This is a genomic window from Streptomyces sp. NPDC043746 (assembly GCF_056436485.1).
The window spans coordinates 228,100-252,179 of record NZ_JBWKCM010000008.1; the positions used below are offsets into that span (position 1 = coordinate 228,100).

Consider the following 24,080-nt stretch of genomic DNA (forward strand, 5'->3'; position numbering starts at 1 on the left):
GTCCGAATCGCGTACGTTTCCCGCGTTCTCGCGCTCCTGAACCTCTCCTGGGGGTTTGTGTTTTCCCGAGAAAAGCGGTTTCCTTTCCGCGTACTCCATTTCTTCGATGAAAGGAAATCCCGTGGCACAGAAGGTTCAGGTCCTTCTTGTCGATGACCTCGACGGTGTCGAGGCGGACGAGACCGTCACGTTCGCGCTCGACGGCAAGACCTACGAGATCGACCTCACCACGGCCAATGCGGACAAGCTTCGCGGTCTTCTCGAGCCCTACACCAAGGGTGGCCGCCGCACCGGTGGCCGCGCCGCGACGGGCCGTGGCAAGGGCCGCGCCGTCTCCGGTGGCAACAAGGACACCGCGGAAATCCGCCGGTGGGCGCGGGAGAACGGCCACAACGTGAATGACCGCGGCCGTGTTCCCGCCGAGATCCGCGAGGCTTACGAGAAGGCCAACGGCTGATCCGACGTACTGCCGTTCCGCAGCCCGGCCCGGGCACGCGACAGCCGGACCCGATGGCACTCCGTCGCCGCCGCGTCCACCAGGCGTACGAGATCGGGGGCATCCCCACCGCTGCTCCCGAAGCCCGCGAGAGCGGGAAGCGTAGGCCCGGGCGCAGGCCTCGTCCCGGGGGGCCGCAGCCACACAGCGGCCCCCGGCGAGCCCGTACCGCCCTGGAGCGCGGGAGCGGTGATCCGGCCGCCGACCCCCAGGGCAGTCAGATCGGGCGCGACCGGACCCCATTCCAGCCAGTCGAGCAGCCCCGGCAGCTCATCGGCGCCGCCGGGGGCGACCAGCAGCCCGATCCGGCCACCGCTCAGCAGCACCGGCCCGGTCCGCACGGGGCGGCGCAGCAGGGCACGGCCGGCCTCGGCGGGAAGCTCCAGCACGTCGAAGCTGATCCCGGTGAGCAGCCGCACCGGGGCGCTCCCCTCCGTCGCCCATCCGAGCTGTTGCTCGTACCACCGGGCGAGAGCGGCGGGCTCCGGACCGACGGGAACCGGACCGGTATCGGGTGACGATCGGGGCGGCGGGACGGTGAGGGCCATGTCCGATGAACCCTTGGACAGGCGGCGAAGTTACGCAAAGTCCCCGAGTGGTCACTTTCCGTCCCGTTTTTCCGGTCGGGTGAGAGTGTGTCGCAGCGCAAGGTTGTTCGCCCGTAGCGGAGGGAACCGGGGCGCGCCGCATGGACTGTCAGTGATTGCGGGTAAGACTTTCCTAGTGGGAAGGGGCGACGCGCAGGCCGAGGCGTCTCACGTTCGCCATCGGCGTACTGGCGATAGGGGTATCTGCCTGGCCTGCGGGAACATCGTCTCGCACCATCGGGTTGGAGCAGTTGTCAGCTGTTCGGCAGTAAGAATCCCCGCGCCGTGCGGGGTGATCCGGACGGATGTCGGCAGTTGGAATGAGCTGTCCCGTCCTGCGGGACTAGCATGCGGAAGGACTGGGAGGGGACCGACCCCTCACTGACCGACCGCTCTGAGGAGCGATTAACGATGTTCGAGAGGTTCACCGACCGCGCGCGGCGGGTTGTCGTCCTGGCTCAGGAAGAAGCCCGGATGCTCAACCACAACTACATCGGCACCGAGCACATCCTCCTGGGCCTGATCCACGAGGGTGAGGGTGTCGCCGCTAAGGCCCTGGAGAGCCTCGGGATTTCGCTCGAGGCGGTCCGCCAGCAGGTGGAGGAGATCATCGGGCAGGGGCAGCAGGCTCCTTCCGGGCACATCCCCTTCACTCCGCGAGCCAAGAAGGTCCTGGAGCTGTCGCTCCGCGAGGCCCTTCAGCTGGGCCACAACTACATCGGCACCGAGCACATCCTGCTCGGCCTGATCCGCGAGGGCGAGGGCGTCGCCGCCCAGGTCCTCGTGAAGCTGGGCGCCGACCTGAACCGGGTCCGGCAGCAGGTCATCCAGCTGCTTTCGGGCTACTCGGGCGGCAAGGAGACGGCTGCCGCGGGCGGCCCCGCGGAGGGCACGCCCTCCACCTCCCTGGTGCTCGACCAGTTCGGCCGGAACCTCACCCAGGCCGCTCGTGAATCCAAGCTCGACCCGGTCATCGGGCGCGAGAAGGAGATCGAGCGGGTCATGCAGGTGCTGTCCCGCCGGACCAAGAACAACCCGGTCCTCATCGGCGAGCCCGGCGTCGGCAAGACGGCGGTCGTCGAGGGCCTGGCCCAGGCGATCGTCAAGGGCGAGGTGCCCGAGACCCTCAAGGACAAGCACCTCTACACCCTGGACCTCGGCGCCCTGGTCGCCGGTTCGCGGTACCGGGGTGACTTCGAGGAGCGTCTGAAGAAGGTCCTCAAGGAGATCCGCACCCGCGGCGACATCATCCTGTTCATCGACGAGCTGCACACGCTGGTCGGTGCGGGTGCCGCCGAGGGCGCCATCGACGCGGCCTCGATCCTGAAGCCCATGCTGGCCCGGGGCGAGCTGCAGACCATCGGTGCCACCACGCTCGACGAGTACCGCAAGCACCTGGAGAAGGACGCCGCTCTCGAGCGCCGCTTCCAGCCGATCCAGGTCGCGGAGCCGTCGCTGCCGCACACCATCGAGATCCTGAAGGGTCTGCGCGACCGTTACGAGGCCCACCACCGGGTCTCCATCACGGACGAGGCCCTCGTCCAGGCCGCGACCCTGGCCGACCGGTACATCTCGGACCGCTTCCTGCCGGACAAGGCGATCGACCTGATCGACGAGGCCGGATCGAGGATGCGCATCCGCCGGATGACCGCGCCGCCGGACCTCCGCGAGTTCGACGAGAAGATCGCGGGCGTCCGCCGCGACAAGGAGTCGGCCATCGACTCCCAGGACTTCGAGAAGGCGGCCTCCCTCCGCGACAAGGAGAAGCAGCTGCTGGCGGCGAAGGCCAAGCGGGAGAAGGAGTGGAAGGCCGGCGACATGGACGTCGTCGCCGAGGTCGACGGCGAGCTGATCGCCGAGGTCCTGGCCACTGCCACCGGCATCCCGGTCTTCAAGCTGACGGAGGAGGAGTCCTCCCGTCTGCTGCGCATGGAGGACGAGCTCCACAAGCGCGTCATCGGCCAGAAGGACGCCATCAAGGCCCTCTCGCAGGCGATCCGCCGTACGCGAGCCGGTCTGAAGGACCCGAAGCGCCCCGGCGGCTCGTTCATCTTCGCCGGCCCGTCCGGTGTCGGTAAGACGGAGCTGTCCAAGACGCTCGCCGAATTCCTCTTCGGCGACGAGGACGCGCTGATCTCCCTCGACATGTCGGAGTTCAGCGAGAAGCACACGGTTTCCCGCCTCTTCGGTTCGCCCCCCGGTTACGTGGGCTACGAAGAGGGCGGCCAGCTCACCGAGAAGGTGCGCCGCAAGCCGTTCTCCGTCGTCCTCTTCGACGAGGTCGAGAAGGCCCACCCCGATATCTTCAATTCCCTGCTCCAGATCCTGGAGGACGGTCGCCTGACCGACTCCCAGGGCCGGGTCGTGGACTTCAAGAACACGGTCATCATCATGACGACCAACCTCGGGACCCGGGACATCTCCAAGGGCTTCAATCTGGGCTTCGCCGCCCAGGGCGACGTCAAGACCAACTACGAGCGCATGAAGGTCAAGGTCAACGAAGAGCTCAAGCAGCACTTCCGGCCGGAATTCCTCAACCGTGTCGACGACACGGTGGTCTTCCACCAGCTGACCGAGGAAGACATCATCCAGATCGTCGACCTCATGCTCGCCAAGGTCGACGAGCGGCTCAAGGACCGGGACATGGGCATCGAGCTCAGCTCCGAGGCCAAGTCGCTCCTGGCGAAGAAGGGCTACGACCCCGTGATGGGCGCCCGGCCGCTGCGCCGGACGATCCAGCGCGAGATCGAGGACGTCCTCTCCGAGAAGATCCTCTTCGGTGAGCTGCGCCCCGGTCACATCGTGGTCGTCGGCGTGGAGGGCGAGGGCGACGACAAGAAGTTCTCGTTCCGCGGCGAGGAGAAGTCGGCCCTGCCCGACGTCCCCCCGATCGAGCAGGCGGCCGGCGGCGCCGGCCCGAACCTGTCGAAGGACGCGTGACGCGTCTGTAGGGCATGAGCCCGAGCGTGTCTGAGGGGCTGCCCCGGAATCGGCTTCACGGCCGGTCCGGGGCAGCCCCTTTCCGCGGTCAGCGCGAGGTGGCGTTGAGACGGTCGCCCAGTTCCCCGGCCCCGATGAGGCGTGCGTCTCCCAGCTTCTCCACCCACACCTCCAGGCCTGGCCACGTGTGCAGCGCGGTGAGGTCGACCACGCGGTTGGCGGAGGCATCCAGGGTGAGGTGGGTGACGGAGGGGAAGAGCGGGCGCAGCATCCCGAGGTTCTCGCCGGGGTGGGGGGCCTGCACGGACAGAGTCTCGATGCTGGGGACGGAGATCGAGCGCGTCGGCCTCGACGCCCTCCGGGGCACCGATCCGGCGGCGGCGGTCACGGTGGCCGAGGAGCATCCCGAGCGCCGAGCGGTACAGCTCCCACCGGGTCTCCGGGAGGAAGCCGTCGCGGCGGCGGTGCAGGGCGCAGATCACCGCACAGAGCAGCGGCGTACGGGCCAGGTCACGGAGCGTGGGGTTCTGGTCGAACTGGAGGGCCAGGTCGCGCTTCAGCTCGTCCAGGCGCTCGGCGTCGTCCGGCTCGGAGAGGCGGGCCGCTCGGTGCCAGGAGGTCACGAACGCCTGATGTCCTCGTTCCGCATGGGCAGCAGCCGCAGCTCCTCGAACCCTTCGGAGCGCAGCCGGTCGGGTTCGACGGCCGACGGTCGTACGGTCGCGACGCATCGGGTCTCCGGGTAGCGGGCGAGGAGCTGGGACAGCCAGCTGTGAGCCTGTTCCCGGTCCTCCGGCGGCACCTCGTCCAGCCCGTCCACCAGCAGCAGCGCCCGCCCGGCCTCGAGGACCCGCCCCGCCCACCCTTCCGGGGCCGCGTCGACCACCAGCCCCGCCGCACTCGACAGCTCCGCCGGGCCCGGGAACGTCACCCCACGGGCGCGCAGAGTCCGCAGCGGTACGACGAAGGGGACCAGGCCGTTCAGCGGGGCCAGGTCGTCGGCCAGGGTGCGGGCCGAGGCGTGGGCCGCCAGCCACCAGAGCAGGGTCGTCTTGCCCGCACCCGCCTCGCCGCGCAGCAGGACGCGGGGCCGGTCGGTGAGGAGGGCGTCGATGCGCCGGGGCAGGGGTGCGGCGGACTCCATGCCCCCCGGTGCCGGGCGGCCCGGTCCTGCGCCTGGGCCTCCAGGCTGAGGTAGGCCGTGTCCAGGTCCCGTTCGGAGTCGTGCCGGCTCAGCTCGTCCAGGCCGAAGATCTTCGTACGGCGGTACGCGACGCCGAGCGCCTGCGCGTACTCCGTCTCGTACCGCAGGTCCTTCGGGAAGCTGCCGTGGACCCGTTCATGGCTCAGCCCGACGCGGGTCCTGGCGGAGGCCCGTAGGTGGAGCTCCGCAGCGACAGCCGGGCTGATCGGGCTGCACTCGACCCGACGCCCCTCGCGCTGCTGTGGGACCTGCCGAGCGATGCCCAGGAGTACGTCCCCCACGAAGACCGGGCCGCCGGAGAGCCCGGACAGGGCCGGAGGCTCGTCGTCCGGGCGAGCGGCGGGCGGGGAGTCCAGCTCGCAGACCAGCAGGTCACGGACCCGGCCCGCCATGGGCAGGACCGTCGCCGTGTACTGGTCCGCCTCCAGCCTCTGGTCGGGGCCGTACCGCTTACGCGTGGGAAGCCGGTGATCTCGCATCCGGGGACGGCCTCGCGGGTGTCCAGCATGCCAAGCCTCGCCGGGGGGACTCGCCGCACCGGCTCGGCGACCTCCAGCAGGGCCACGTCAAGCTGACGGTCGATCCAGGCGAGGGTGGCCGGGACGCGGCCCCGGACGGCAGGGTGAGCGACCTGTACGGACCCTGGATCGATCACGTGGGCGCAGGTCAGGACCAGCCGGTCGGTGAGGAGGACGCCGCTGCCCTGACGGGCGCCGAAGACGGCCACCGTACGGTCGGCGGGTTGGGTGAACCGTACGTACGACATGCTCACGGGCGGACCGCCCCGTCACCTGACCCGGCCGCGTCGGCCTCCGCCCCGAACCCCGCCGTCGACCCGTCGTCCTCCGTGCCGATCTCCCACGCCTCCCCGGTCACCGCGTTCTGCGGGCTCAGCGTGAACGCCACCTTGTGCGTGCGGCCCGTGGCCCGGGACGCGTCGGCACCCGCCTCGACCACCCAGGCCTTCACCTTGCCGCCCGCCTTGGCCTCCTTGCGGAGTTCGAGGGTGAACTCCATCTGGATGTCCCCGACGGCGAAGGCGAGCGGGCGCCCGGTGGCCCGGGAGGCCGCCTCCACCAGCTGGTTGCGGATGGACTCGACGGCGTCGGCCAGCTCGATGCCGTCCAGGTCATGGGTGTGCTCGGCGGTCATGGTGGTCCCCCCGGGGTGCGGTGCGCTGTCCCGCCAGCGTAGTGACGTGGCGGGACGAAGGTCCCGAATCGGAAGGACTTAGGTCCCACCGGCGGTGACAAGGCGCACAGGCAGAAACCGGCCTACTACCCGCGGCCGTAGGCGGCGTCGGGGCCGGTGGAGGGACCTTCGCCCCGGCGGGCGGACGTCGGCTCCGCGCTTCGGGCGATACGGCCCGTTCGCGGTGCCATGTCCGGAAAAGTGCCCGAAGAACGGCGTTTGAACCGCGTTCGAGTGAGGGATTTCGTCGCCTCCCCGGGCTCTCGAAACGGGGACAACCAAGGCGAATTCCCGGCCCCCTCTCTACGGCTTTTCTTCGTAGATGGGGTGTTTGAGCACCGGTGGGGGTGCGGGTTACCAAGGTTGAGCAAGCCCGGACAGCACGCCGGGTCCACTCACCTTCGGAGGACTTCACCGTATGAAGCGCGCAACGAACCAGCTCACCATCCGCCCGTCCGCCTCCCGCATCCGCGGCGCCGTTCTGGCCGCCGGTCTGGGGGCGTCCGTGGTGCTGGGTGCTGGCACGGCGTTCGCCTCCGGCACCACGGGTGCCACCGGTACCGCCGCCCTCGCCGCGGGCACCGCCGCCGAGTCGGTCGCCCAGCAGGCCACCGCGCAGAGCAAGGCCGCCGCCAAGAAGGCGTCGGACGCCAAGAAGAAGGCCGAGGACAAGAAGAAGGCGGCCAAGAAGAACGCCGCCTCCTGGAAGGCGCCGGTCAAGAAGTACACGCTGACCGCGAGCTACGGCACCGGCGGCGCCCGCTGGGCCGCCAAGCACTCCGGCCAGGACTTCGCCGTGCCGATCGGCACCCCGGTCTCCGCCGTCCACACCGGCACCGTCGTCAAGGCCGGCCCGAACGGCGGCGGCGACGGCCCCGCGTACGGCAACGCCGTCGTGATCAAGCACGCCAACGGCAAGTACTCGCAGTACGCGCACCTGTCGAAGATCAACGTCAAGATCGGCCAGAAGGTCAAGACGGGCCAGAAGATCGCCCTGTCCGGCAACACCGGAAACTCCAGCGGCCCGCACCTGCACTTCGAGATCCGCACCACCCCGAACTACGGCTCGGCGCTGAACCCGGCCGCGTTCCTCCGCTCGGTGCACGTCTCCATCTGATCCGGCCGGCGTAACCGCGCGGCCTCCAGCCGGAGATCAGGCGCCCAGCGCCGCCCGGCCACCGCGCAGCACAACCGAAGAGCGTTCAGTGGACCCGTTACACCCCGGTGCCCGGGGCGTGCGCCCGGGTCACCCGACCGACGGCGACGTCGAGGACAGCCTGACGGCTCGCTCCTCGGGGTCGCCGTCGGCGTTGTTCCCCCGGAGGGAGAAGCCCGGCCGAAAGAGCACGGGGCTCACCGCTGCGGCTGCCGCTCCTCCGCGCCCCGCAGTATCGGGAAGCTCCCCGTGTTCGTCGGCGCGTGCTCCGGCAGCCACAGCACCGCGATCGCCCCGCCCGTGCCCTCCGCCGCACCCGTGGGAGCCGCGTTCCGGAAGGTCAGCCGGGCCCCCAGCACCCGCGCCTGGCCCGCCGCGATCGTCAGGCCGAGGCCGTGCCCGTGCCCGGCCCGGTCCATGGATCCCGTACGGAACCGGCTCGGCCCGTCCCGCAGCAGCTCCTCCGGGAACCCCGGACCGTGGTCACGGACCCGGACCACCCGGCCCTCGACCGTGACCTCCACCGGGGTGGAACCGTGCTTGGCCGCGTTGCCGAGGAGGTTGCCGAGGATCCGCTCCAGGCGGCGCGGGTCGGTGGAGACCCACGACTCGTGCACCACCTGTACGGTCACGTCCGGGTCCAGCAGCCCGATCCGCCGGCTGACGAACTCACCGAGCGGCAGCTCCTGGAGTTCCGCCCGCTCCGAAGCGCTGTCCAGGCGGGCCACCTCCAGCACGTCCTCGACCAGCGTCCGCATCGCCTGGGCCCGGTCCCGTACCAGCTCGGTCGGGCGGCCCGGCGGCAGCAGCTCGGCCGCCGTGAGCAGCCCGGTCACCGGGGTGCGCAGCTCATGGGCGATGTCGGCGGTGACCCGGCGCTCCGCCTCGATCCGCTCGTTCAGGGCGTCGGTCAGCGCGTCGACCGCCCGCGCCAGCTCGTCCGTCTCGTCCCGCACGACCCCGCCCACCGCCTCCCGTACCCGGACATCGGTCTGGCCCTGGGCGACCAGGCCCGCCGCGGCCGCCGCCTTGCGCAGCCGGCGTGAGAGCTGCCCGCCGACGAGGACGCCGAGCGCGCAGCCGCCGAAGACGACCGAGACGGAGCCGATGATCAGCGCCCGGTCCAGGTCGTCCATGATCGTGGCGGACCGGTCGGCGAACCGGGTGTGCAGCGAGAGCACGTCCCCGTTGGCCAGCGGAACGGCCGCCCAGACGTCGGGGACCCCGTCGGCGGTCTCGGCCACATGCGTGGCCCGCCGGTTCTTGCGGACCTCGTCGCGCAGGCTGGGCGGGATCGCCGGGTCGTTGAGCTTCGCGCCGAACTTCGGCATGTTCTTCTGCGTGCTCGCCGCCTCGTAGAACCTCTGGGCGCCGAGCAGCCGCTCCAGCTGCACCTCGCGGGCGTTCTCGATCATCGAGACCCGGGCCGCGTTGTGGACGACGAGGCTGAGCGCCACCGCGATCAGCGCGCCGACCGCGGCGATGGCGATGCTGATCTTCCAGCGGACACCGGTCCGCAGAGCCAGCCGCTTCATGCGCCCCCCACCGGCCGCTCCCTCCGCATCCGCCTCATCCGCGCAGCTTGTAGCCGAAGCCGCGGACCGTCTCGATCCGGTCCTGGCCGATCTTGGTGCGCAGCCGCTGGACGTGGACGTCCACGACCCGGGTGTCCCCGCCCCAGCCGTAGTCCCAGACCCGCTCCAGGAGCTTGTCGCGGGAGAGTACGGTGCCGGGCGCGGCGGAGAACTCCAGCAGCAGCCGCATCTCGGTGGGCGTCAGCGCCACCTGCTCGCCGCCGCGCCGCACCTCCATGCCGTCCGTGTCGACCTCCAGGTCACCGAAGACCAACACCCCGGCCAGCCCCTCGGCCTCCCCTTCCGTACCGCCCTGGCCCGTCCCCTCGGGTCCGGCCGCGTGGCCGAAGCGGCGCAGCACGGCCCGGATGCGGGCGACCAGGACCGCGCCGTCGAAGGGCTTGGTGACGTAGTCGTCGGCCCCGGCCTCCAGGCCGAGCACCACGTCGATGGAGTCGGCCCGCGCGGAGAGCATGATCACGGGCACGGTCGACTCGTCCCGGATGCGGCGGCACAGGCTCACCCCGTCGAGCCCCGGCACCATCACGTCGAGCAGCGCGATGTCCGGCCGGTCGGCCCGGAAGGCCTCCAGGCCCTGGAGCCCGTCGGGCATCGCGGTGACCGTGAAGCCGACCCGCTCCAGGGCGAGCTGGGTGGCCTCGCGGATGACGTCGTCGTCCTCGACGAAGAGGACGTGGGTCTCGGCCATGGGGGTTGAGTCTCGCTTTCCGTTCCCGTTCAGTTCCCGCTCGGCCCGGGCCGCTCGCCCGGTTCCGTCTGTACGGGCAGGTCGCCGTCGCCTTCGTCGGCGGGACGGCTGAAGTCGTTGTGCACCCGGTCGTGCTCGCTGAAGCGCTCGTCGGCCCAACGGTAGGTGACCACCTCGGATCCCGACGGGGAGTCCATCGGGTCCTTCTCCCCGTAGACCTGGGTCGTCACCACCAGGTCGCCGCGGTCGATGGTGCCGTAGACGGTCGGGACCTCCACCGCGAGGACGTTCTCGTACGAGCCGTCCTCGCGGGCGCGGTACACGTAGGTCCCGATCCCCACCAGGTCCGCGCAGCTCATCACGTTCACCACGACGTCGGCCGACCGGCCGCCGGTCAGGGAGCCGTAGGAGGTGTCGACCGGATGGGTCTTCCCGGCGCAGCGCTCCAGGTCCTCCCGGACCTGCCGGCCCACCTTGGGGTCGCCCTTGAGGAGGCGGACGGCGTCCACCCGCCGGACGGCCGGGGCGGTGCCGGAGGGGGTGGACCGGGGGGAGACCTGGGCGACGGGCTGACTGCCGGCGGGGCCCTCGTCGCGGGTGCCGGTGCCGCCGGTGGTGCAGCCGACGCAGAACAGCCCGAAGGCGGCGAGTCCGGCCAGGGCCGTACCACTCGCCGCCATCCCTGCCCGGAACCCGCCGTTCCGTCGGGGTCTGCCGGGGGAGCTCCCGTCGTCGGCGCCCGTCCCGCCGCCGTCACCGCTGCCCCTGAAGCCCGCACCGGCTCCGGTTCCGCTTCCGGTTGCCCCGCGGGCTCCGCCGGTCCTGCCGCTGCCGTCGCTGCTGGCTGTCAGGCCGCGCACCGCTCCCGCCCCCGCTCGTCGTGACGCCCGCTGCGGAGCGCCGGTGTGTTGGTCCGCGCCGCCGTCACGGAGGTGGCCGACGTCGGCACGGCGGAGACCTTCGACCGCTGGGCCGGGATCCGGCCGGAGGGGGTGACGGGCGCCGCGCCCCGGTGACTTCCGGGACGGCCCGCGGCCTCCCGGTGGTTCCCGGTCCGGCCGGCGGTCTCCGGGTGGCCCCCGGTCCGCCGACCGTGCTCGCGGGCGACCGCCTCGCGGCTGGTCAGCTCACGGCTCTCCAGCTCCTGTCGCAGCCGCGCCAGCGCCCGGTGCAGCGTGCTCTTGACCGTACCGGCCGACATCCCGAGCGCCGCGGCCGTCTCCTCCGTACTCATCTGCTCCCAGTGTCGCAGCACGACGACGCTGCGCTGCTTCGGAGCCAGAATCCCGAGGACGTCCATCAGCAGGGCCCGGTCGGCGCGCTGCTCGCTGCCGTCGTCGACGCTCGCGTCGGGCAGCTGCTCGGTGGGCACCTCGTCGAGCTTGCGCGCCCGCCACCACTCCGTACGGGTGTTGATCATGACGCGGCGCAGATAGGCGTCGGCCAGGGACTTGTCGGCGATGCCGTCCCAGCGGCCGTACGTCCGCGCCAGGGCGGTCTGGAGCAGGTCCTGTGCGTCGACGGGGTCGGGGACCAGACGCCGTGCGCTCCGCAGCAGCGCCTCCTGCCGCGTGCGTACGTAGTCCTCGAATGCGAGCACCTCGCCCTGCGCCATGACAACCGCCTCCGTCCCCGTTGGATCCCCGTGTACTGCTGTCGGAGACGCTACGGAGGCGTTGTCACGAGGTTGTGCGGAGCAGCCGTAGGCGGATGCACGGCTGTCCATCGGTTGTGTAACAGCGCCCGGGGTGCGGCCCCGTGGCCGTACCCCTCAGGCCAGCGGCAGCCGGTACCGGCCGTCCGCCAGCGGCTCGACCAGCCCGTCCGCGACCAGCCCGTCCAGCGCCCGGGCCCGCTGCACCGGCTCGTCCCACACCGCGTCCAGGGCGGCCTGGGGGACGGGGGCGAGCGCGTCCCGCAGCACCGCGAGCAGCCGGCCCCGCACCTGCCGGTCGGTCCCCGCGTACGTCTGGCCCTTGCGCGGCGGCCCCTCGTGCGCGGGCTTCCCGGCCAGCCGCCAGGCGCACTGCGCGGAGATCGGGCAGCGCTCACAGCTCTCGTTGCGCGCGGTGCACACGAGCGCGCCCAGCTCCATGGTGGCCGCCGCCCACTTCGCCGCCCGCTCGTCCGTCTCCGGCAGCAGGGCCCGGGCGAGCTTGCGTTCGGCTGCGGTGGTCGCGTTCGGCGGGTACTGGATGCCGTTCGCGGCCCGTGCGAACACCCGGCGGACGTTGGTGTCGAGCACCGCGTGCCGCTGCCCGTACGCGAACGAGGCCACGGCTGCCGCCGTGTACTCCCCGATCCCGGGCAGCGCGAGCAGCTGGGCGTGCTCGCTCGGCACATCGCCGCCGTGCCGTTCCGTTATCGCCTGCGCGGCCCCGTGCAGCCGCAGCGCGCGGCGCGGGTAGCCGAGGCGGCCCCAGGCGCGGACCGCCTCCCCGGGCGCCTCGGCGGCCAGGTCGGCGGGGCGGGGCCAGCGGGCGAGCCACTGTTCGTAGACCGGCAGGACCCGGCTCACCGGGGTCTGCTGCAGCATGAACTCGCTGACCATCACGCCCCAGGCGCCCGCCTCGGGGCGGCGCCAGGGGAGATCGCGGGCGTGCTGCTCGAACCACCCGATGACGGGGGTGTGGAGAGAGTCGGCGGTGGGCGTCTGCGGCCCCTGGGGCGAGCGGGGCGTCTGGGGGGAAGACGAAGTCATGGCAGTCATGGCACTGACGATCCTGGCACGGAAGCGGGGACGGGCGTCACGGGTGCGGGGGTGTCGGGCCGTGCGGCTGCCCCGAGAGGCGGGAACGCCACCCGTTCTGTCCCCTGGGACCGGGTCCCCGCGACCCGCCGCCGTGATGATCATCGGCGAAACCTGATGATGATCGGCAAAACTTGTGACCGGAGCGGCGGGTGGGGGCCGAGACGGCTGCGATCTCTCGTAGAGTTTGGCCCGTGGGATCTATGCGCAATCCGGTCGGTCCGCTTCCCTCCAGCATCTACTGGCGCCGAAGGGCGGTAGCGGGGCTTCTGGTTGTGCTGCTCGCGGCGCTGATCGCCTGGGCTGTCACCTCCGTCAACGGCGGCGGTACCCAGGACGACGGCAAGCCCGGCGGATCCGACCCGGTCAAGTCGATCACCCCCGGCCCCGGCAGCTCCGGCCCGAAGATCACCCAACGGCCGGGCGGGCGTGACGAGTCGGAGGACCCGGAGGGTCCGGACCGCTCGGGCGGTACCGACGGAGGTGACGGTGACACGTCCGGCGCGGTCTCGGGCGGCGGCTCCGGATCCGGATCGGACGACGCGTCAACAGGCGGCGCGGACGCGGCCGGTGCGGGTGCGGGTGGTGCGGGCTCCGGCGGCTCCACGGCCGGCCGGCAGGTCCCGGCCGACTCCCCGCTCCCCGAATGCAAGCCGGGCGCGCTGGAGTTGACCCTGCGCACGAAGGTCAGCTACGGCCCCGACGACCGGCCCACGTTCGAGATCATCGCCCGCAACACCTCGACGGCGGCGTGCAAGACCGACCTCGGCCCGAAGAACGTGGTACTCACGGTCACCGAGGCCGGCGAGAAGAACGACGACGTGATCTGGTCCTCGAAGGACTGCCCGGCGGCCCCGGGCCCGCTCTTCTTCCAGGTCCCGGCCGGTGCGACGATCGTGCACACGGTGGACTGGAACCGCGCCCGCTCCGCACCCGGCTGCGCCACCCCGCCCCCCGGCAAGGCCGCCCCCGGCACGTACCTCCTGGAGGCGAAGGCCCCGGACACACCGATCCGCCGAGCCTCTTTCGTCCTGAAGAAGGACTGAGGGCCCGCCGCCTGGTCGGCGGACGGCACGCAGAAGGAGGCCGCCCACCAGGACGGCCTCCCCGGCCACGACCTCAGACGTATCGTTCCAGGATCGACGACTCCGCCAGCCGCGAGAGCCCCTCCCGTACGCTGCGCGCCCGAGCCTCGCCGACGCCGTCCACGGTCTGGAGGTCGTCCACGCTCGCCGCCAGCAGCTTCTGCAGGCCCCCGAAGTGCTCCACCAGCCGCTCGATGATCGCCCCCGGCAGTCTCGGCACCTTCGCCAGCAGCCGGAAGCCCCGCGGCGAGACCGCCGAGTCCAGCGTCTCCGGCGAGCCGCTGTACCCCAGCGCCCGCGCCACCACCGGCAGCTCCAGCAGCTCCGTGTGGCTCAGGGAGTCCAGCTCCGTCAGCGCCTCCGCCACCGTGCGCGACCGCTTCGCCGTCGGCTCGGGCACGTAGTCCCGGACCACCAGCTCCCGCTCCGGCTCCACGCCCGCGATCAGCTCGTCCAGCTGGAGCGAGAGGAGTCGGCCGTCGGTGCCCAGCTCGACCACGTACTCCGCGATCTCGGTGGCGATCCGCCGCACCATCTCCAGCCGCTGCGCCACCGCCGTCACGTCCCGGACGGTGACCAGGTCCTCGATCTCCAGCGCGGAGAGCGTGCCGGCCACCTCGTCCAGGCGGAGCTTGTACCGCTCCAGCGTGGCGAGGGCCTGGTTGGCCCGGGAGAGGATCGCGGAGGACTCCTCCAGGACCCGCCGCTCCCCGTCCACGTACAGCGCGATCAGCCGCATCGACTGGGAGACCGAGACGACGGGGAAGCCGCAGGCCTTGGAGACCCGGTCCGCCGTACGGTGCCGGGTGCCCGTCTCCTCCGTGGGGATCGAGGCGTCCGGGACCAGCTGCACCCCGGCCCGGAGGATCTTGGTCATGTCCTTGTCGAGAATCAGCGCCCCGTCGAGCTTGCACAGCTCCCGCAGCCGGGTCGCGGTGAACTCCACGTCCAGCACGAACCCGCCGGTGCACATCGACTCGACGGTCTTGTCCATGCCGAGGACGATCAGCCCGCCGGTGTTGCCCCGGAGAATGCGCTCCAGGCCGTCCCGCAGGGCCATTCCGGGCGCGACCGCGCTCAACGAGGCGCGCATCAGCGCTTCGTTGCCGGTGCCTTGGCCGGACTTTCCGGGCGCTGCCGCCCGGTCGTTGGCTGCCACTGCACTCCTCCGGTCAACAGGTTTGCGGTGCCCTTGCGTCCCCCATGCCGTGTCCACGGGCGGGCGAGACCAGGGCAAAGTCTACCGGCGCGCGTTGTCTTCCTGACGAGGCTGCGGCGCCTCCTGACGAGACCGGCGCGGGAGGACCCGCAGAGCGTCCCCCATGTCGGCGACTTCGATGACCTTCATACCCGAGGGAACCCGTCCCGGATCGGTCGGCACCAGGGCGTGGGTGAAGCCGAGGCGATGTGCCTCGGCCAGCCGCCGCTGCACCCCGGTGACCCGTCTGACCTCGCCCGCGAGTCCCACCTCACCGATCGCGACCAGGTTCTTCGGGAGCGCGGTGTCACTGGCGGCACTGGCCAGCGCGAGCGCGACCGCGAGGTCGGCGGCGGGCTCGGTGAGCTTCACCCCGCCGACCGTCGCGCTGTAGATGTCCCGCTTGCCGAGCGCGCTGATCCGGCCGCGCTGCTCCAGCACGGCGAGCATCATCGAGACCCGGGAGGTCTCCAGACCGGAGGTGGTGCGCCGGGGCGAGGGGATCTGCGAGTCGACCGTGAGCGCCTGGACCTCCGCGACGAGCGGCCGCTTGCCCTCCAGCGTCACCGTGAGGCAGGTGCCCGGGACGGCGACGTCGCGGCGGGTGAGGAAGAGGCCCGAGGGGTCGGCGAGGCCGGTGATGCCCTCGTCGTGCAGCTCGAAGCAGCCGACCTCGTCGGTCGCGCCGTACCGGTTCTTGACGCCGCGCACCAGGCGGAGCCGGGCGTGCCGGTCGCCCTCGAAGGAGAGCACCACGTCGACCAGGTGCTCCAGCAGCCGGGGCCCGGCGATCGCGCCGTCCTTGGTGACATGGCCGACGAGCAGCGTGGCCATCCCGCGCTCCTTGGAGGCCCGGATCAGCGCCCCGGCCACCTCCCGGACCTGGGCCATCCCGCCGGGCGCGCCGTCGATCTCGGGCGAGGCGACCGTCTGCACCGAGTCCAGGACGAGCAGCGAGGGCTTGACCTCGTCCAGATGCGCGAGCACCGCCGAGAGATCGGTCTCCGCCGCGAGGTAGAGGTGGTCGCTGATCGCCCGGATCCGGTCGGCCCGCAACCGGACCTGGCTGGCGGACTCCTCGGCGGTCACATAGAGCGTGCGGTGGTCGTCGGTCGCCGCCTTGGCCGCCACGTCCAGCAGCAGCGTCGACTTGCCGACGCCCGGCTCCCCGGCCAGCAGCACGACGGCCCCCGGCACCAGCCCGCCGCCGAGCACCCGGTCCAGCTCCCCGACGCCGGTCGAGCGCGCCGTGGCCGTACGGCTGTCGACCTGGCCGATCGGCAGCGCGGCGGTGGAGACCCGCCCGGCCGCGGTCGTCCGCACGGCGGGGGCGCCGCCGAACTCCTCGACCGTCCCCCAGGCCTGGCACTCGGGGCAACGGCCGAGCCATTTGGCGGTGGTCCAGCCGCATTCGGTGCAGCGGTAGGACGGCCGGTCCTTCGCGGATTTCGTACGGGCAGCCATGGCGCCACCGTATCGGTGGGGTCTGACAACGCCGCGCCCGCCGGGGCCGGAACGCCGCGTGCGGCCGGGCGGGATCTCGGGCGCGCAGGGGGCGCGGGAGCCTCGCCGCACAGGGGGCGCACGGAAGCATCAGGGGCGGAATGCGCGGCCCCCATCCCCTTTCGAGGGATTCGTTCACCCGTAAGGATTAAATGTGCTCAAGGGGCGCCAAGGGGGCTTACTCCTCTGCCTACGGTCGCCGGGTGACGAGCAGCAGGCTGCAGACCTCCACGCACACCACCGGCGCACACCGGGCGCACCGGCGAGCGCCGCACGCCTCGGCCCAGCGACCGGCCGCGCGTTACGAGCCGTATCTCGACGGGCTCTTCACCTACTGCCTCTCCGTGCTCTGCGACCACGACGCGGCGACCGAGGCCCTCGGCGCGGTCCTGGCCGTCGCGGAACGGCACGAGGCCCGGTGCCCCGAGAGCGAGGAGGAACGTACCTCCTGGCTCTACGCCCTGGCCCGCTGGGTCTGTCTGCGCACGCTCACCGAGCGCAGGCGGGGCCGCCAGGCCCACCGCAGGCCGCCGAAGCCTCCCGGAGCCGAGCCCTCCGCCCCCGGAGGCCCCGGCGCCACCGGCGCCGCCTCCGACATCTCCGCCGCCGCCTCCATCGCCACCCGGACCGGCCCCCACGCAGCCCCCCGGCCGGCTCCGCCCGCCACCCCCGAGGACGCCACGACCCCCGCCCCCGCCGAGTCCCCGGCCGCCGAGGCGCGCCGCCGGGAGCTGGCCACCCTCGCCTGGCCCGAGGCCGCCGGCACCACCCCGGAGCAGCGCGAAGCGCTCGAACTGGCCGTACGCCACCGGCTCACCCCCCGGGCCGTCGCCGCCGTGCTCGGCCTGGAGCCGGTCGCCGCCCGCGAGCTGCTGGCCGCCGCGGCCTGCGAGGTCGAGCGCACCCGGGCCGCGCTCACCGTCGTGGAGACCGCCGACTGCCCCACCGTCGCCCGGCTCACCGGCGACCACCGGGTGCTCCTCTCCGCCACGCTCCGCCGCGAGCTGGTCCGGCATGTCGACGACTGCCCCCGCTGCCGCCGCGCCGCCGAGCGGGTCGACGCGGCGGGGCCCTGGCCCGGGGCCTCCGTCGCTCCGGTCACCGCGGTCCTGCCGCTCGTCGAGGCCCCCCGTCCCTCGGTCCACGTCGCGCTGGCCCAGGCCCGCCGCTCCCGTTCGGGCCACCCGCGCTTCGGCCGTACCGGCTATCCGCTCGACCCCAAGGACCACGCCGCCCGCCGGGACCGGCTGCGCGCCCGGGTCGTGACGACGACGGTGGTCGCCACCGTGGTCGCCGCCCCGGTGATCGCCCTGTGGGCCGCGTACCGGGGCGCCCCGCTCACCGGCGAGGGCCACGACGGTTCCAAGGTCACCGCCACCGAGATCGAGGGCGCTGGCGAGCGGGCCGACGACCCGGGAGCGGCCTACGAGAAGGCGGGCAGGGCCCGCCCCGGCGACCGGCGCGGGGTCCACTCCCCGGACGTCACGGCCGAGGTCGTCAGCGTCGGCGGCGAGCGGGCGAGCGTGGGCCGCCTGACCGTCACCGCCCGGGCCTCCGGCGCGCTCACGACGATCACGCTGACCGCGTCCGCCCACGGCCCGGTCGACTGGACGGCCGCCACCGACGCACGGTGGCTGCGCCTCAGCCGTACGGCGGGCACCCTCGCGGCCGGGCGCTCCACCACGGTCACGGTCGCCGTCGACCACGCGGCGGCCCCGCGCGGCCCCTGGCGGGCCCGGATCGCGCTGGACCCCTCGGGCTCCGCCGTGATCATCGAGGGCCGGGGCGCGGCCGACCCGCCCACCGCCGCCGACCCCACGCGCCCCGGCTCCCCCCGCCCCACCGACCCGCACCCGACCGATCCGGGTCCGGGGCCCGGTCCGGGCCCGGATCCCGGCCCGAACCCGACCGACCCCGGTCCCACCGACCCCGGCCCGACCGATCCGGGTCCGGGCCCCACCGACCCGGGCCCCACGGACCCCGCCCCCACCGATCCCGCACCGACCGACCCCACGGACCCACCGGACCCGCACCCCACGGACCCGGCCCCGAGCGACCCGGCTCCGAGCGACCCGACACCGGCGGACTGACGAGGCCCCGAAGCGCCGCAGCCCGCCGTCTCAGACCGTCGGGTCCGCCGGGTGCGGGGCCATCGGCAGCAGCGAGGCCAGCCGCTCCTCGCACAGCTCGACCAGCCGGTCGTACCCCTCCTTGCCCATCAGCTCGATCAGCTCCGGCCGGTAGGAGACGTACACCGGCTCCCCGGCCCCGTGCGCGGAGGTGGCCGAGGTGCACCACCAGTGCAGGTCATGGCCGCCCGGACCCCAGCCCCGGCGGTCGTACTCACCGATCGTCACCTGGAGCACCCGGGTGTCGTCGGGCCGGTCGATCCAGTCGTACGTACGCCGCACCGGCAGCTGCCAGCAGACGTCCGGCTTGGTCTCCAGCGGCTCCTTGCCCTCCCGCAGCGCCAGGATGTGCAGCGAGCAGCCCGCCCCGGCGGCGAAGCCGGGCCGGTTCTGGAAGATGCAGGACCCCTCCCAGCGGCGCGTCTGGCGTTCGCCGTCCTCGTCGACGCCGACCCAGCCCGTCTCCGTACCGACGTCGTGGAACTGCCACAGCTCCGGGGTGAGCCGTGCCACGTGCTCCGCGACCCGCTTCTCGTCGTCCTCGTCGGAGAAGTGCGCGCCCAGCGTGCAGCAGCCGTCGTCGGCACGGCCCGCCTGGATGCCCTGGCAGCCGCTGCCGAAGATGCAGGTCCAGCGGGAGGTGAGCCAGGTCAGATCGCAGCGGAAGACCTGCTCGTCGTCGCCCGGGTCGGGGAACTCCACCCAGGCCCGCGCGAAGTCGATGCCCTTCTCGTCGGACGGATCGGGTCCGTTCGCCTCCGGCCGTGCTGCCTGCTTGTTCGACTTCTGCTTCTTCGAGGCTTTGTCCTGCTTAGCCTTTTTCGTCTTTGGCACGGGCCCAGGGTAAGTCGCGCGGCGCAGTAGCGTTCCCGTATGAGACTCGGAGTCCTCGACGTGGGATCGAACACGGTTCATCTGCTGGTGGTCGACGCCCACCCCGGCGCCCGCCCGCTGCCCGCACACTCGCACAAGGCGGAACTGCGGCTCGCCGAACTGCTCGACGAGGGTGGCGCGATCGGCCCGCTGGGCGTGGACCGGCTCGTCTCGACGGTCGCCGACGCGATCCAGGCCGCCGAGGACAAGGGATGCGAGGACGTGCTGCCGTTCGCCACCTCCGCCGTGCGCGAGGCGACCAACGCGGACGAGGTCCTGGAGCGCGTACGGGTCGAGACCGGGGCCGACCTCGCCGTCCTGAGCGGCGAGGAGGAGGCGCGGCTCACCTTCCTCGCAGCCCGCCGCTGGTTCGGCTGGTCGGCGGGGAAGCTGCTGGTCCTGGACATCGGGGGCGGTTCGCTGGAGATCGCCTTCGGGATCGACGAGGAGCCGGACACCGCCGTCTCCCTGCCGCTCGGAGCGGGCCGCCTCACCGGCGCCTGGCTGCCGGACGACCCGGCCGACCCCGAGCAGGTCCGGGCGCTGCGCCGGCACGTGCGGGCCACCATCGCGCGGACGGTGGGCGTGTTCAGCCGCGCCGGCCGCCCGGACCACGTGGTCGCCACCTCCAAGACGTTCAAGCAGCTCGCCCGGATCGCCGGGGCCGCCCGCTCCACCGAGGGCCTCTACGTGCAGCGCTCGCTGAGCCGCCGGGCCCTGGAGGAGTGGGTGCCGAAGCTGGCCGTGATGACGGTGGAGGAGCGCGGCCGGCTGCCCGGCGTCTCCGAGGGGAGGGCGGCCCAGCTGCTGGCGGGGGCGCTGGTGGCCGAGGGCGCGATGGACCTGTTCGGGGTGGAGGAGCTGGAGATCTGTCCCTGGGCCCTGCGCGAGGGCGTCATCCTGCGCCGCCTGGACCACCTCCCGGTGGAGCGGGCCGCGCTGCCGGGGTGACGTACAGCGGGAGGGGGCCGCACGGCCCGGGGCGTGCCACGGAAGCCAGCCGCACGGCCCGGGGCGGCATGCGGGACACGAGTCCATGGCCCTGATCACTTTCCGCCAGGGCCCCTCGGCGCGGCGGACGGGTGCCCGTACGCTGTCCAGGTGGCAGAACCAGTGGTGCGCATCCCCGATGCGAAGGTCGCCCTGTCAACGGCCTCGGTCTACCCCGAGTCGACCGCGACGGCCTTCGAGATCGCCGCGCGTCTGGGGTACGACGGCGTCGAGGTCATGGTCTGGACCGACCCCGTCAGCCAGGACATCGAGGCCCTGCGGCGGCTCTCCGACTACCACCGGGTCCCGATCCTGGCGGTCCACGCCCCCTGCCTCCTGATCACCCAGCGGGTCTGGTCCACCGACCCGTGGGTGAAGCTCCAGCGGGCCCGGGCGGCGGCCGAGAGGCTGGGCGCCTCCACGGTCGTGGTGCACCCGCCGTTCCGGTGGCAGCGCAACTACGCCCGGGACTTCGTGAACGGGATCTGGCGGATGGCCGACGAGACGGACGTCCGGTTCGCCGTCGAGAACATGTACCCGTGGCGGTACCGGGATCGCGAGATGCTCGCGTACGCCCCCGACTGGGACGTCGCCAACGACGACTACCGGCACTTCACGGTCGACCTCTCGCACACCGCGACCGCCCGCACCGACAGCCTCGCCATGGTGGAGCGGATGGGCGACCGGCTGGCCCATGTCCACCTCGCCGACGGCCGGGGTTCGGCCAAGGACGAGCACCTGGTGCCCGGCCGGGGGGACCAGCCCTGCGCGGAGCTGCTGGAGCGGCTGGCCCGTACGTCGTTCGACGGCCATGTCGTGATCGAGGTCAACACCCGCCGCGCGATGTCCTCCGCCGAACGCGAGGCCGACCTCGCGGAGGCCCTGGCCTTCACCCGTCTCCATCTGGCCACCTCCAGGACGATCACCTCGCCCACGGGCGCGTCCACCGATCCGCCCACCGACCCGGCCCCCGGCACCCGCCGCCCGTGACCGACGACGCGCCCGAGCCCGCCCCCCGCCGCCGGGGCCGCCCCTCCCGCAAGGCCGCCGCCGAAGGCCCCGACACCCGTACGCGCATCCTGCGGGCGGCCCGTACGGAGTTCGCGGAGCGCGGCTACGACAAGACGTCGATCCGGGGCATCGGCAAGGCCGCCGGGGTGGACGCCGCCCTCGTGCACCACTACTTCGGCACGAAGGACGAGGTCTTCGCCGCCGCCGTCGAGCTGACCTTCGAGCCCGCCCTGGTCCTCCCCGCCGTGCTGGGCGGCCCGCCGGAGGCGCTGGGGGAGCGGCTGGCGCGCTTCTTCCTCTCGGTCTGGGAGGACCCCGGCACCCGTACGCCCCTGCTGGCGATCCTGCGTTCGGCGGTCACCCACGAGGCGGCGGCGAACGTGCTGCGGGACTTCGTGCTGCGGCGGCTGCTGGAGCGGATCGCGGCCGAGCTGGACGTACCGGACCCCACGCTCCGCGCCGAGCTGGCCGCCTCGCAGATGCTGGGCATCGCGATGCTGCGGTACGTGGTCCGCGCCGAGCCGCTCGCCTCGGCGGAGCCGGAGGAGATCGTGGCGATGGTGGCGCCGACGCTCCAGCGATACTTGGGCGAAGGCTGAACGCTGCACCGGGGCTGAAGACCGCACCGGGGGCTGACCACCCACCGACCCCCGCGTCCCGTATTCCGGACGGCCTGTCCAGATCTTGGATCCGGGGCGTACGCTCGAAGGCAGTCTTTTCTTCATCTGTCGGAGGCAGGCCCCCTGCCGAAGGAGCGAGCGACGATGCCCCAGCTGAGGTCCCGCACGGTCACCCACGGACGCAACATGGCGGGCGCGCGCGCCCTTATGCGCGCGTCGGGCGTAGCGAGCGCGGACATCGGCAAGCCGATCATCGCCGTCGCCAACTCCTTCACCGAGTTCGTCCCCGGCCACACCCACCTCGCCCCGGTCGGCCGGATCGTCTCCGAGGCGATCCAGGCGGCGGGCGCGGTCCCGCGCGAGTTCAACACCATCGCCGTGGACGACGGCATCGCGATGGGCCACGGCGGCATGCTCTACAGCCTGCCCTCGCGCGACCTGATCGCCGACTCCGTGGAGTACATGGTCGAGGCGCACTGCGCGGACGCGCTGATCTGCATCTCCAACTGCGACAAGATCACCCCGGGCATGCTGATGGCCGCCATGCGCCTCAACATCCCGACCGTCTTCGTCTCCGGCGGCCCGATGGAGGCCGGCAAGGCCACTCTCGTCGACGGCACCGTGCGAAAACTCGACCTGGTCAACGCGATCAGCGACGCGGTCGACGAGACCGTCTCCGACGAGGACATCCTCCGCATCGAGGAGAACGCCTGCCCCACCTGCGGCAGCTGTTCCGGCATGTTCACCGCCAACTCGATGAACTGCCTGACCGAGGCACTCGGCCTCTCCCTCCCCGGCAACGGCTCGGTCCTCGCCACCCACACCGCCCGCAAGGCGCTGTACGAGAACGCGGGCCGCACGGTCGTCGAGATCACCCGGCGCTACTACGAGCAGGACGACGAGACGGTCCTGCCCCGCGCCATCGGCACCCGCGCCGCGTTCGACAACGCCATGGCGCTGGACATCGCCATGGGCGGCTCCACCAACACGATCCTCCACCTGCTGGCCGCCGCCCAGGAGGCCGAGCTGGCCTACGACCTGGCCGACATCGACGCCGTCTCGCGCCGCGTCCCGTGCCTGTCCAAGGTCGCCCCGAACGTCGCCCCCGGCGGTACGTACTACATGGAGGACGTCCACCGCGCGGGCGGCATCCCCGCCCTCCTGGGCGAACTGCACCGCGGCGGCCTGCTCAACGAGGACGTCCACTCCGTGCACTCCGACACCCTCGCCGAGTGGCTGAAGAACTGGGACGTGCGCGGCGGCTCCCCGTCCCCCGAGGCCGTCGAGCTGTGGCACGCGGCCCCCGGCTGTGTCCGCTCGGCCACCGCCTTGTCCCAGTCCGAGCGGTGGGACACCCTCGACCTGGACGCGGCGGGCGGCTGTATCCGCGACGTCGAGCACGCCTACTCCGAGGACGGCGGCCTCGCCGTCCTCAAGGGCAACCTGGCCGAGGACGGCTGCGTCGTGAAGACGGCCGGGGTCGACGAGTCGATCTGGACCTTCGAGGGCCCGGCCGTCGTCTGCGAGTCCCAGGACGAGGCGGTCGACAAGATCCTCCGCAAGGAGATCACGGCGGGCGACGTCGTCGTCATCCGTTACGAGGGCCCGCGCGGCGGCCCCGGCATGCAGGAGATGCTCTACCCGACCTCCTTCCTCAAGGGCCGGGGCCTGGGCAAGGTCTGCGCCCTGGTCACCGACGGCCGTTTCTCCGGCGGTACGTCGGGTCTCTCCATCGGCCACGCCTCGCCCGAGGCGGCCTCCGGCGGCACGATCGCCCTCGTCGAGAACGGCGACCGCATTCGGATCGACATCCCCAACCGCTCCATCGAACTGCTGGTCGACGACGCCGAACTCGCCACCCGCCGCACCGCCCTGAACGGCGTATACGCCCCCAAGGCCCGCGAACGCAAGGTCTCGGCCGCCCTGCGCGCCTACGCGGCGATGGCGACGAGCGCGGACCGGGGCGCGGTCAGGGACGTCTCCAAGCTGGGCTGACGCGGAGGGGGAGCCGCTTCCGGCTCCCCCGAGCGCCGCCCCACCGGACGCCGCTTCCTCCGGCGTGCTC

The 24,080-nt window shown here is 72.5% G+C and carries 22 protein-coding genes; 9 read left to right on the plus strand and 13 right to left on the minus strand.

Going from position 1 to position 24,080, the window contains the following annotated elements; genetic code table 11:
• Window positions 1-121 precede the first annotated feature (121 nt).
• On the plus strand, window positions 122-457 hold the full coding sequence (locus AC0682_RS12140) for a histone-like nucleoid-structuring protein Lsr2 (protein ID WP_018489329.1): 336 nt from the start codon (window positions 122-124) through the stop codon (window positions 455-457).
• Here the strand turns inward: AC0682_RS12140 and AC0682_RS12145 are convergent.
• On the minus strand, window positions 436-1,044 hold the full coding sequence (locus AC0682_RS12145; RefSeq protein ID WP_478532556.1) for an SCO3374 family protein: 609 nt from the start codon (window positions 1,042-1,044) through the stop codon (window positions 436-438). The two genes, AC0682_RS12140 and AC0682_RS12145, sit on opposite strands and share 22 nt — an antisense overlap.
• Window positions 1,045-1,494: 450 nt before the next feature.
• Between AC0682_RS12145 and AC0682_RS12150 the strand changes: the two genes are divergently transcribed.
• Window positions 1,495-4,023, plus strand: coding sequence for an ATP-dependent Clp protease ATP-binding subunit (locus AC0682_RS12150; RefSeq protein WP_053560686.1), 2,529 nt, complete (start codon window positions 1,495-1,497; stop codon window positions 4,021-4,023).
• Between the two features lie 88 nt (window positions 4,024-4,111).
• On the opposite strand, the gene AC0682_RS12155 is transcribed toward AC0682_RS12150, so the two are convergent.
• The 4 genes from AC0682_RS12155 to AC0682_RS12170 form a co-directional block, all read right to left on the minus strand.
• The gene (locus tag AC0682_RS12155) at window positions 4,112-4,327 is read right to left on the minus strand and encodes a hypothetical protein (protein WP_478532557.1); all 216 of its coding nucleotides are present in this window, start codon (window positions 4,325-4,327) and stop codon (window positions 4,112-4,114) included.
• A gap of 315 nt (window positions 4,328-4,642) precedes the next feature.
• Window positions 4,643-5,167: an NACHT domain-containing protein gene (locus AC0682_RS12160; protein ID WP_478532558.1), complete on the minus strand. Its 525-nt coding sequence runs from the start codon at window positions 5,165-5,167 to the stop codon at window positions 4,643-4,645.
• A 202-nt stretch (window positions 5,168-5,369) separates the two neighbouring features.
• Complete coding sequence (locus AC0682_RS12165; RefSeq protein ID WP_478532559.1) at window positions 5,370-5,993, minus strand: S1 family peptidase; 624 nt, start codon at window positions 5,991-5,993, stop codon at window positions 5,370-5,372.
• A gap of 2 nt (window positions 5,994-5,995) precedes the next feature.
• A complete protein-coding gene (locus AC0682_RS12170; protein ID WP_478532560.1) occupies window positions 5,996-6,379 on the minus strand; it encodes a trypco2 family protein in 384 nt (127 codons plus the stop codon).
• A gap of 457 nt (window positions 6,380-6,836) precedes the next feature.
• Between AC0682_RS12170 and AC0682_RS12175 the strand changes: the two genes are divergently transcribed.
• Complete coding sequence (locus AC0682_RS12175) at window positions 6,837-7,535, plus strand: M23 family metallopeptidase (protein WP_254812299.1); 699 nt, start codon at window positions 6,837-6,839, stop codon at window positions 7,533-7,535.
• 236 nt (window positions 7,536-7,771) lie between these two features.
• Here AC0682_RS12175 and cseC read toward each other — a convergent pair whose 3' ends face one another.
• From cseC to AC0682_RS12200, 5 genes are all read right to left on the minus strand, one after another.
• On the minus strand, window positions 7,772-9,109 hold the full coding sequence (cseC, locus tag AC0682_RS12180) for a two-component system sensor histidine kinase CseC (RefSeq protein ID WP_478532561.1): 1,338 nt from the start codon (window positions 9,107-9,109) through the stop codon (window positions 7,772-7,774).
• Window positions 9,110-9,143: 34 nt separating this feature from the next.
• Window positions 9,144-9,857 (minus strand): two-component system response regulator CseB, encoded by a 714-nt coding sequence (cseB, locus tag AC0682_RS12185; protein ID WP_254812301.1) that lies wholly within the window; start codon window positions 9,855-9,857, stop codon window positions 9,144-9,146.
• A 29-nt stretch (window positions 9,858-9,886) separates the two neighbouring features.
• Entirely contained in the window at window positions 9,887-10,537 is a 651-nt protein-coding gene (locus AC0682_RS12190; RefSeq protein WP_478532563.1) for a hypothetical protein, read from the minus strand.
• A 167-nt stretch (window positions 10,538-10,704) separates the two neighbouring features.
• Window positions 10,705-11,472 (minus strand): SigE family RNA polymerase sigma factor, encoded by a 768-nt coding sequence (locus AC0682_RS12195; RefSeq protein WP_478532564.1) that lies wholly within the window; start codon window positions 11,470-11,472, stop codon window positions 10,705-10,707.
• Window positions 11,473-11,628: 156 nt separating this feature from the next.
• Window positions 11,629-12,567, minus strand: a complete 939-nt coding sequence (locus tag AC0682_RS12200) for an HhH-GPD family protein (protein ID WP_478532565.1) — start codon at window positions 12,565-12,567, stop codon at window positions 11,629-11,631.
• Window positions 12,568-12,809: 242 nt separating this feature from the next.
• Here AC0682_RS12200 and AC0682_RS12205 point away from each other — a divergent pair, with 242 nt between their 5' ends.
• Window positions 12,810-13,652 carry a hypothetical protein gene (locus AC0682_RS12205; protein WP_478532591.1) on the plus strand — a complete coding sequence of 281 codons (843 nt, stop codon included), beginning with the start codon at window positions 12,810-12,812 and terminating at the stop codon, window positions 13,650-13,652.
• A gap of 73 nt (window positions 13,653-13,725) precedes the next feature.
• Here AC0682_RS12205 and disA read toward each other — a convergent pair whose 3' ends face one another.
• Both disA and radA read right to left on the minus strand, forming a co-directional pair.
• Window positions 13,726-14,850 carry a DNA integrity scanning diadenylate cyclase DisA gene (gene disA, locus AC0682_RS12210; RefSeq protein WP_401689043.1) on the minus strand — a complete coding sequence of 375 codons (1,125 nt, stop codon included), beginning with the start codon at window positions 14,848-14,850 and terminating at the stop codon, window positions 13,726-13,728.
• 81 nt (window positions 14,851-14,931) lie between these two features.
• Complete coding sequence (gene radA / locus AC0682_RS12215; protein ID WP_478532566.1) at window positions 14,932-16,353, minus strand: DNA repair protein RadA; 1,422 nt, start codon at window positions 16,351-16,353, stop codon at window positions 14,932-14,934.
• 242 nt (window positions 16,354-16,595) lie between these two features.
• On the opposite strand from radA, the gene AC0682_RS12220 reads away from it, so the two are divergent.
• Window positions 16,596-18,482, plus strand: a complete 1,887-nt coding sequence (locus AC0682_RS12220; protein WP_478532568.1) for a BACON domain-containing protein — start codon at window positions 16,596-16,598, stop codon at window positions 18,480-18,482.
• Between the two features lie 30 nt (window positions 18,483-18,512).
• On the opposite strand, the gene AC0682_RS12225 is transcribed toward AC0682_RS12220, so the two are convergent.
• Window positions 18,513-19,355: a DUF3109 family protein gene (locus AC0682_RS12225; protein WP_478532570.1), complete on the minus strand. Its 843-nt coding sequence runs from the start codon at window positions 19,353-19,355 to the stop codon at window positions 18,513-18,515.
• Window positions 19,356-19,394: 39 nt separating this feature from the next.
• Here AC0682_RS12225 and AC0682_RS12230 point away from each other — a divergent pair, with 39 nt between their 5' ends.
• The 4 genes from AC0682_RS12230 to ilvD all read left to right on the plus strand — a co-directional run bounded on the left by AC0682_RS12230 (window position 19,395) and on the right by ilvD (window position 24,010).
• A complete protein-coding gene (locus AC0682_RS12230; RefSeq protein ID WP_254812305.1) occupies window positions 19,395-20,345 on the plus strand; it encodes a Ppx/GppA family phosphatase in 951 nt (316 codons plus the stop codon).
• Window positions 20,346-20,507: 162 nt separating this feature from the next.
• The gene (locus tag AC0682_RS12235; protein WP_254813245.1) at window positions 20,508-21,374 is read left to right on the plus strand and encodes a sugar phosphate isomerase/epimerase family protein; all 867 of its coding nucleotides are present in this window, start codon (window positions 20,508-20,510) and stop codon (window positions 21,372-21,374) included.
• A complete protein-coding gene (locus AC0682_RS12240) occupies window positions 21,371-21,994 on the plus strand; it encodes a TetR/AcrR family transcriptional regulator (RefSeq protein WP_478532571.1) in 624 nt (207 codons plus the stop codon). The genes AC0682_RS12235 and AC0682_RS12240 overlap by 4 nt, the downstream gene beginning before the upstream one ends.
• A 165-nt stretch (window positions 21,995-22,159) precedes the next feature.
• A complete protein-coding gene (ilvD, locus tag AC0682_RS12245; protein WP_478532572.1) occupies window positions 22,160-24,010 on the plus strand; it encodes a dihydroxy-acid dehydratase in 1,851 nt (616 codons plus the stop codon).
• The last annotated feature ends 70 nt before the right edge of the window (window positions 24,011-24,080 follow it).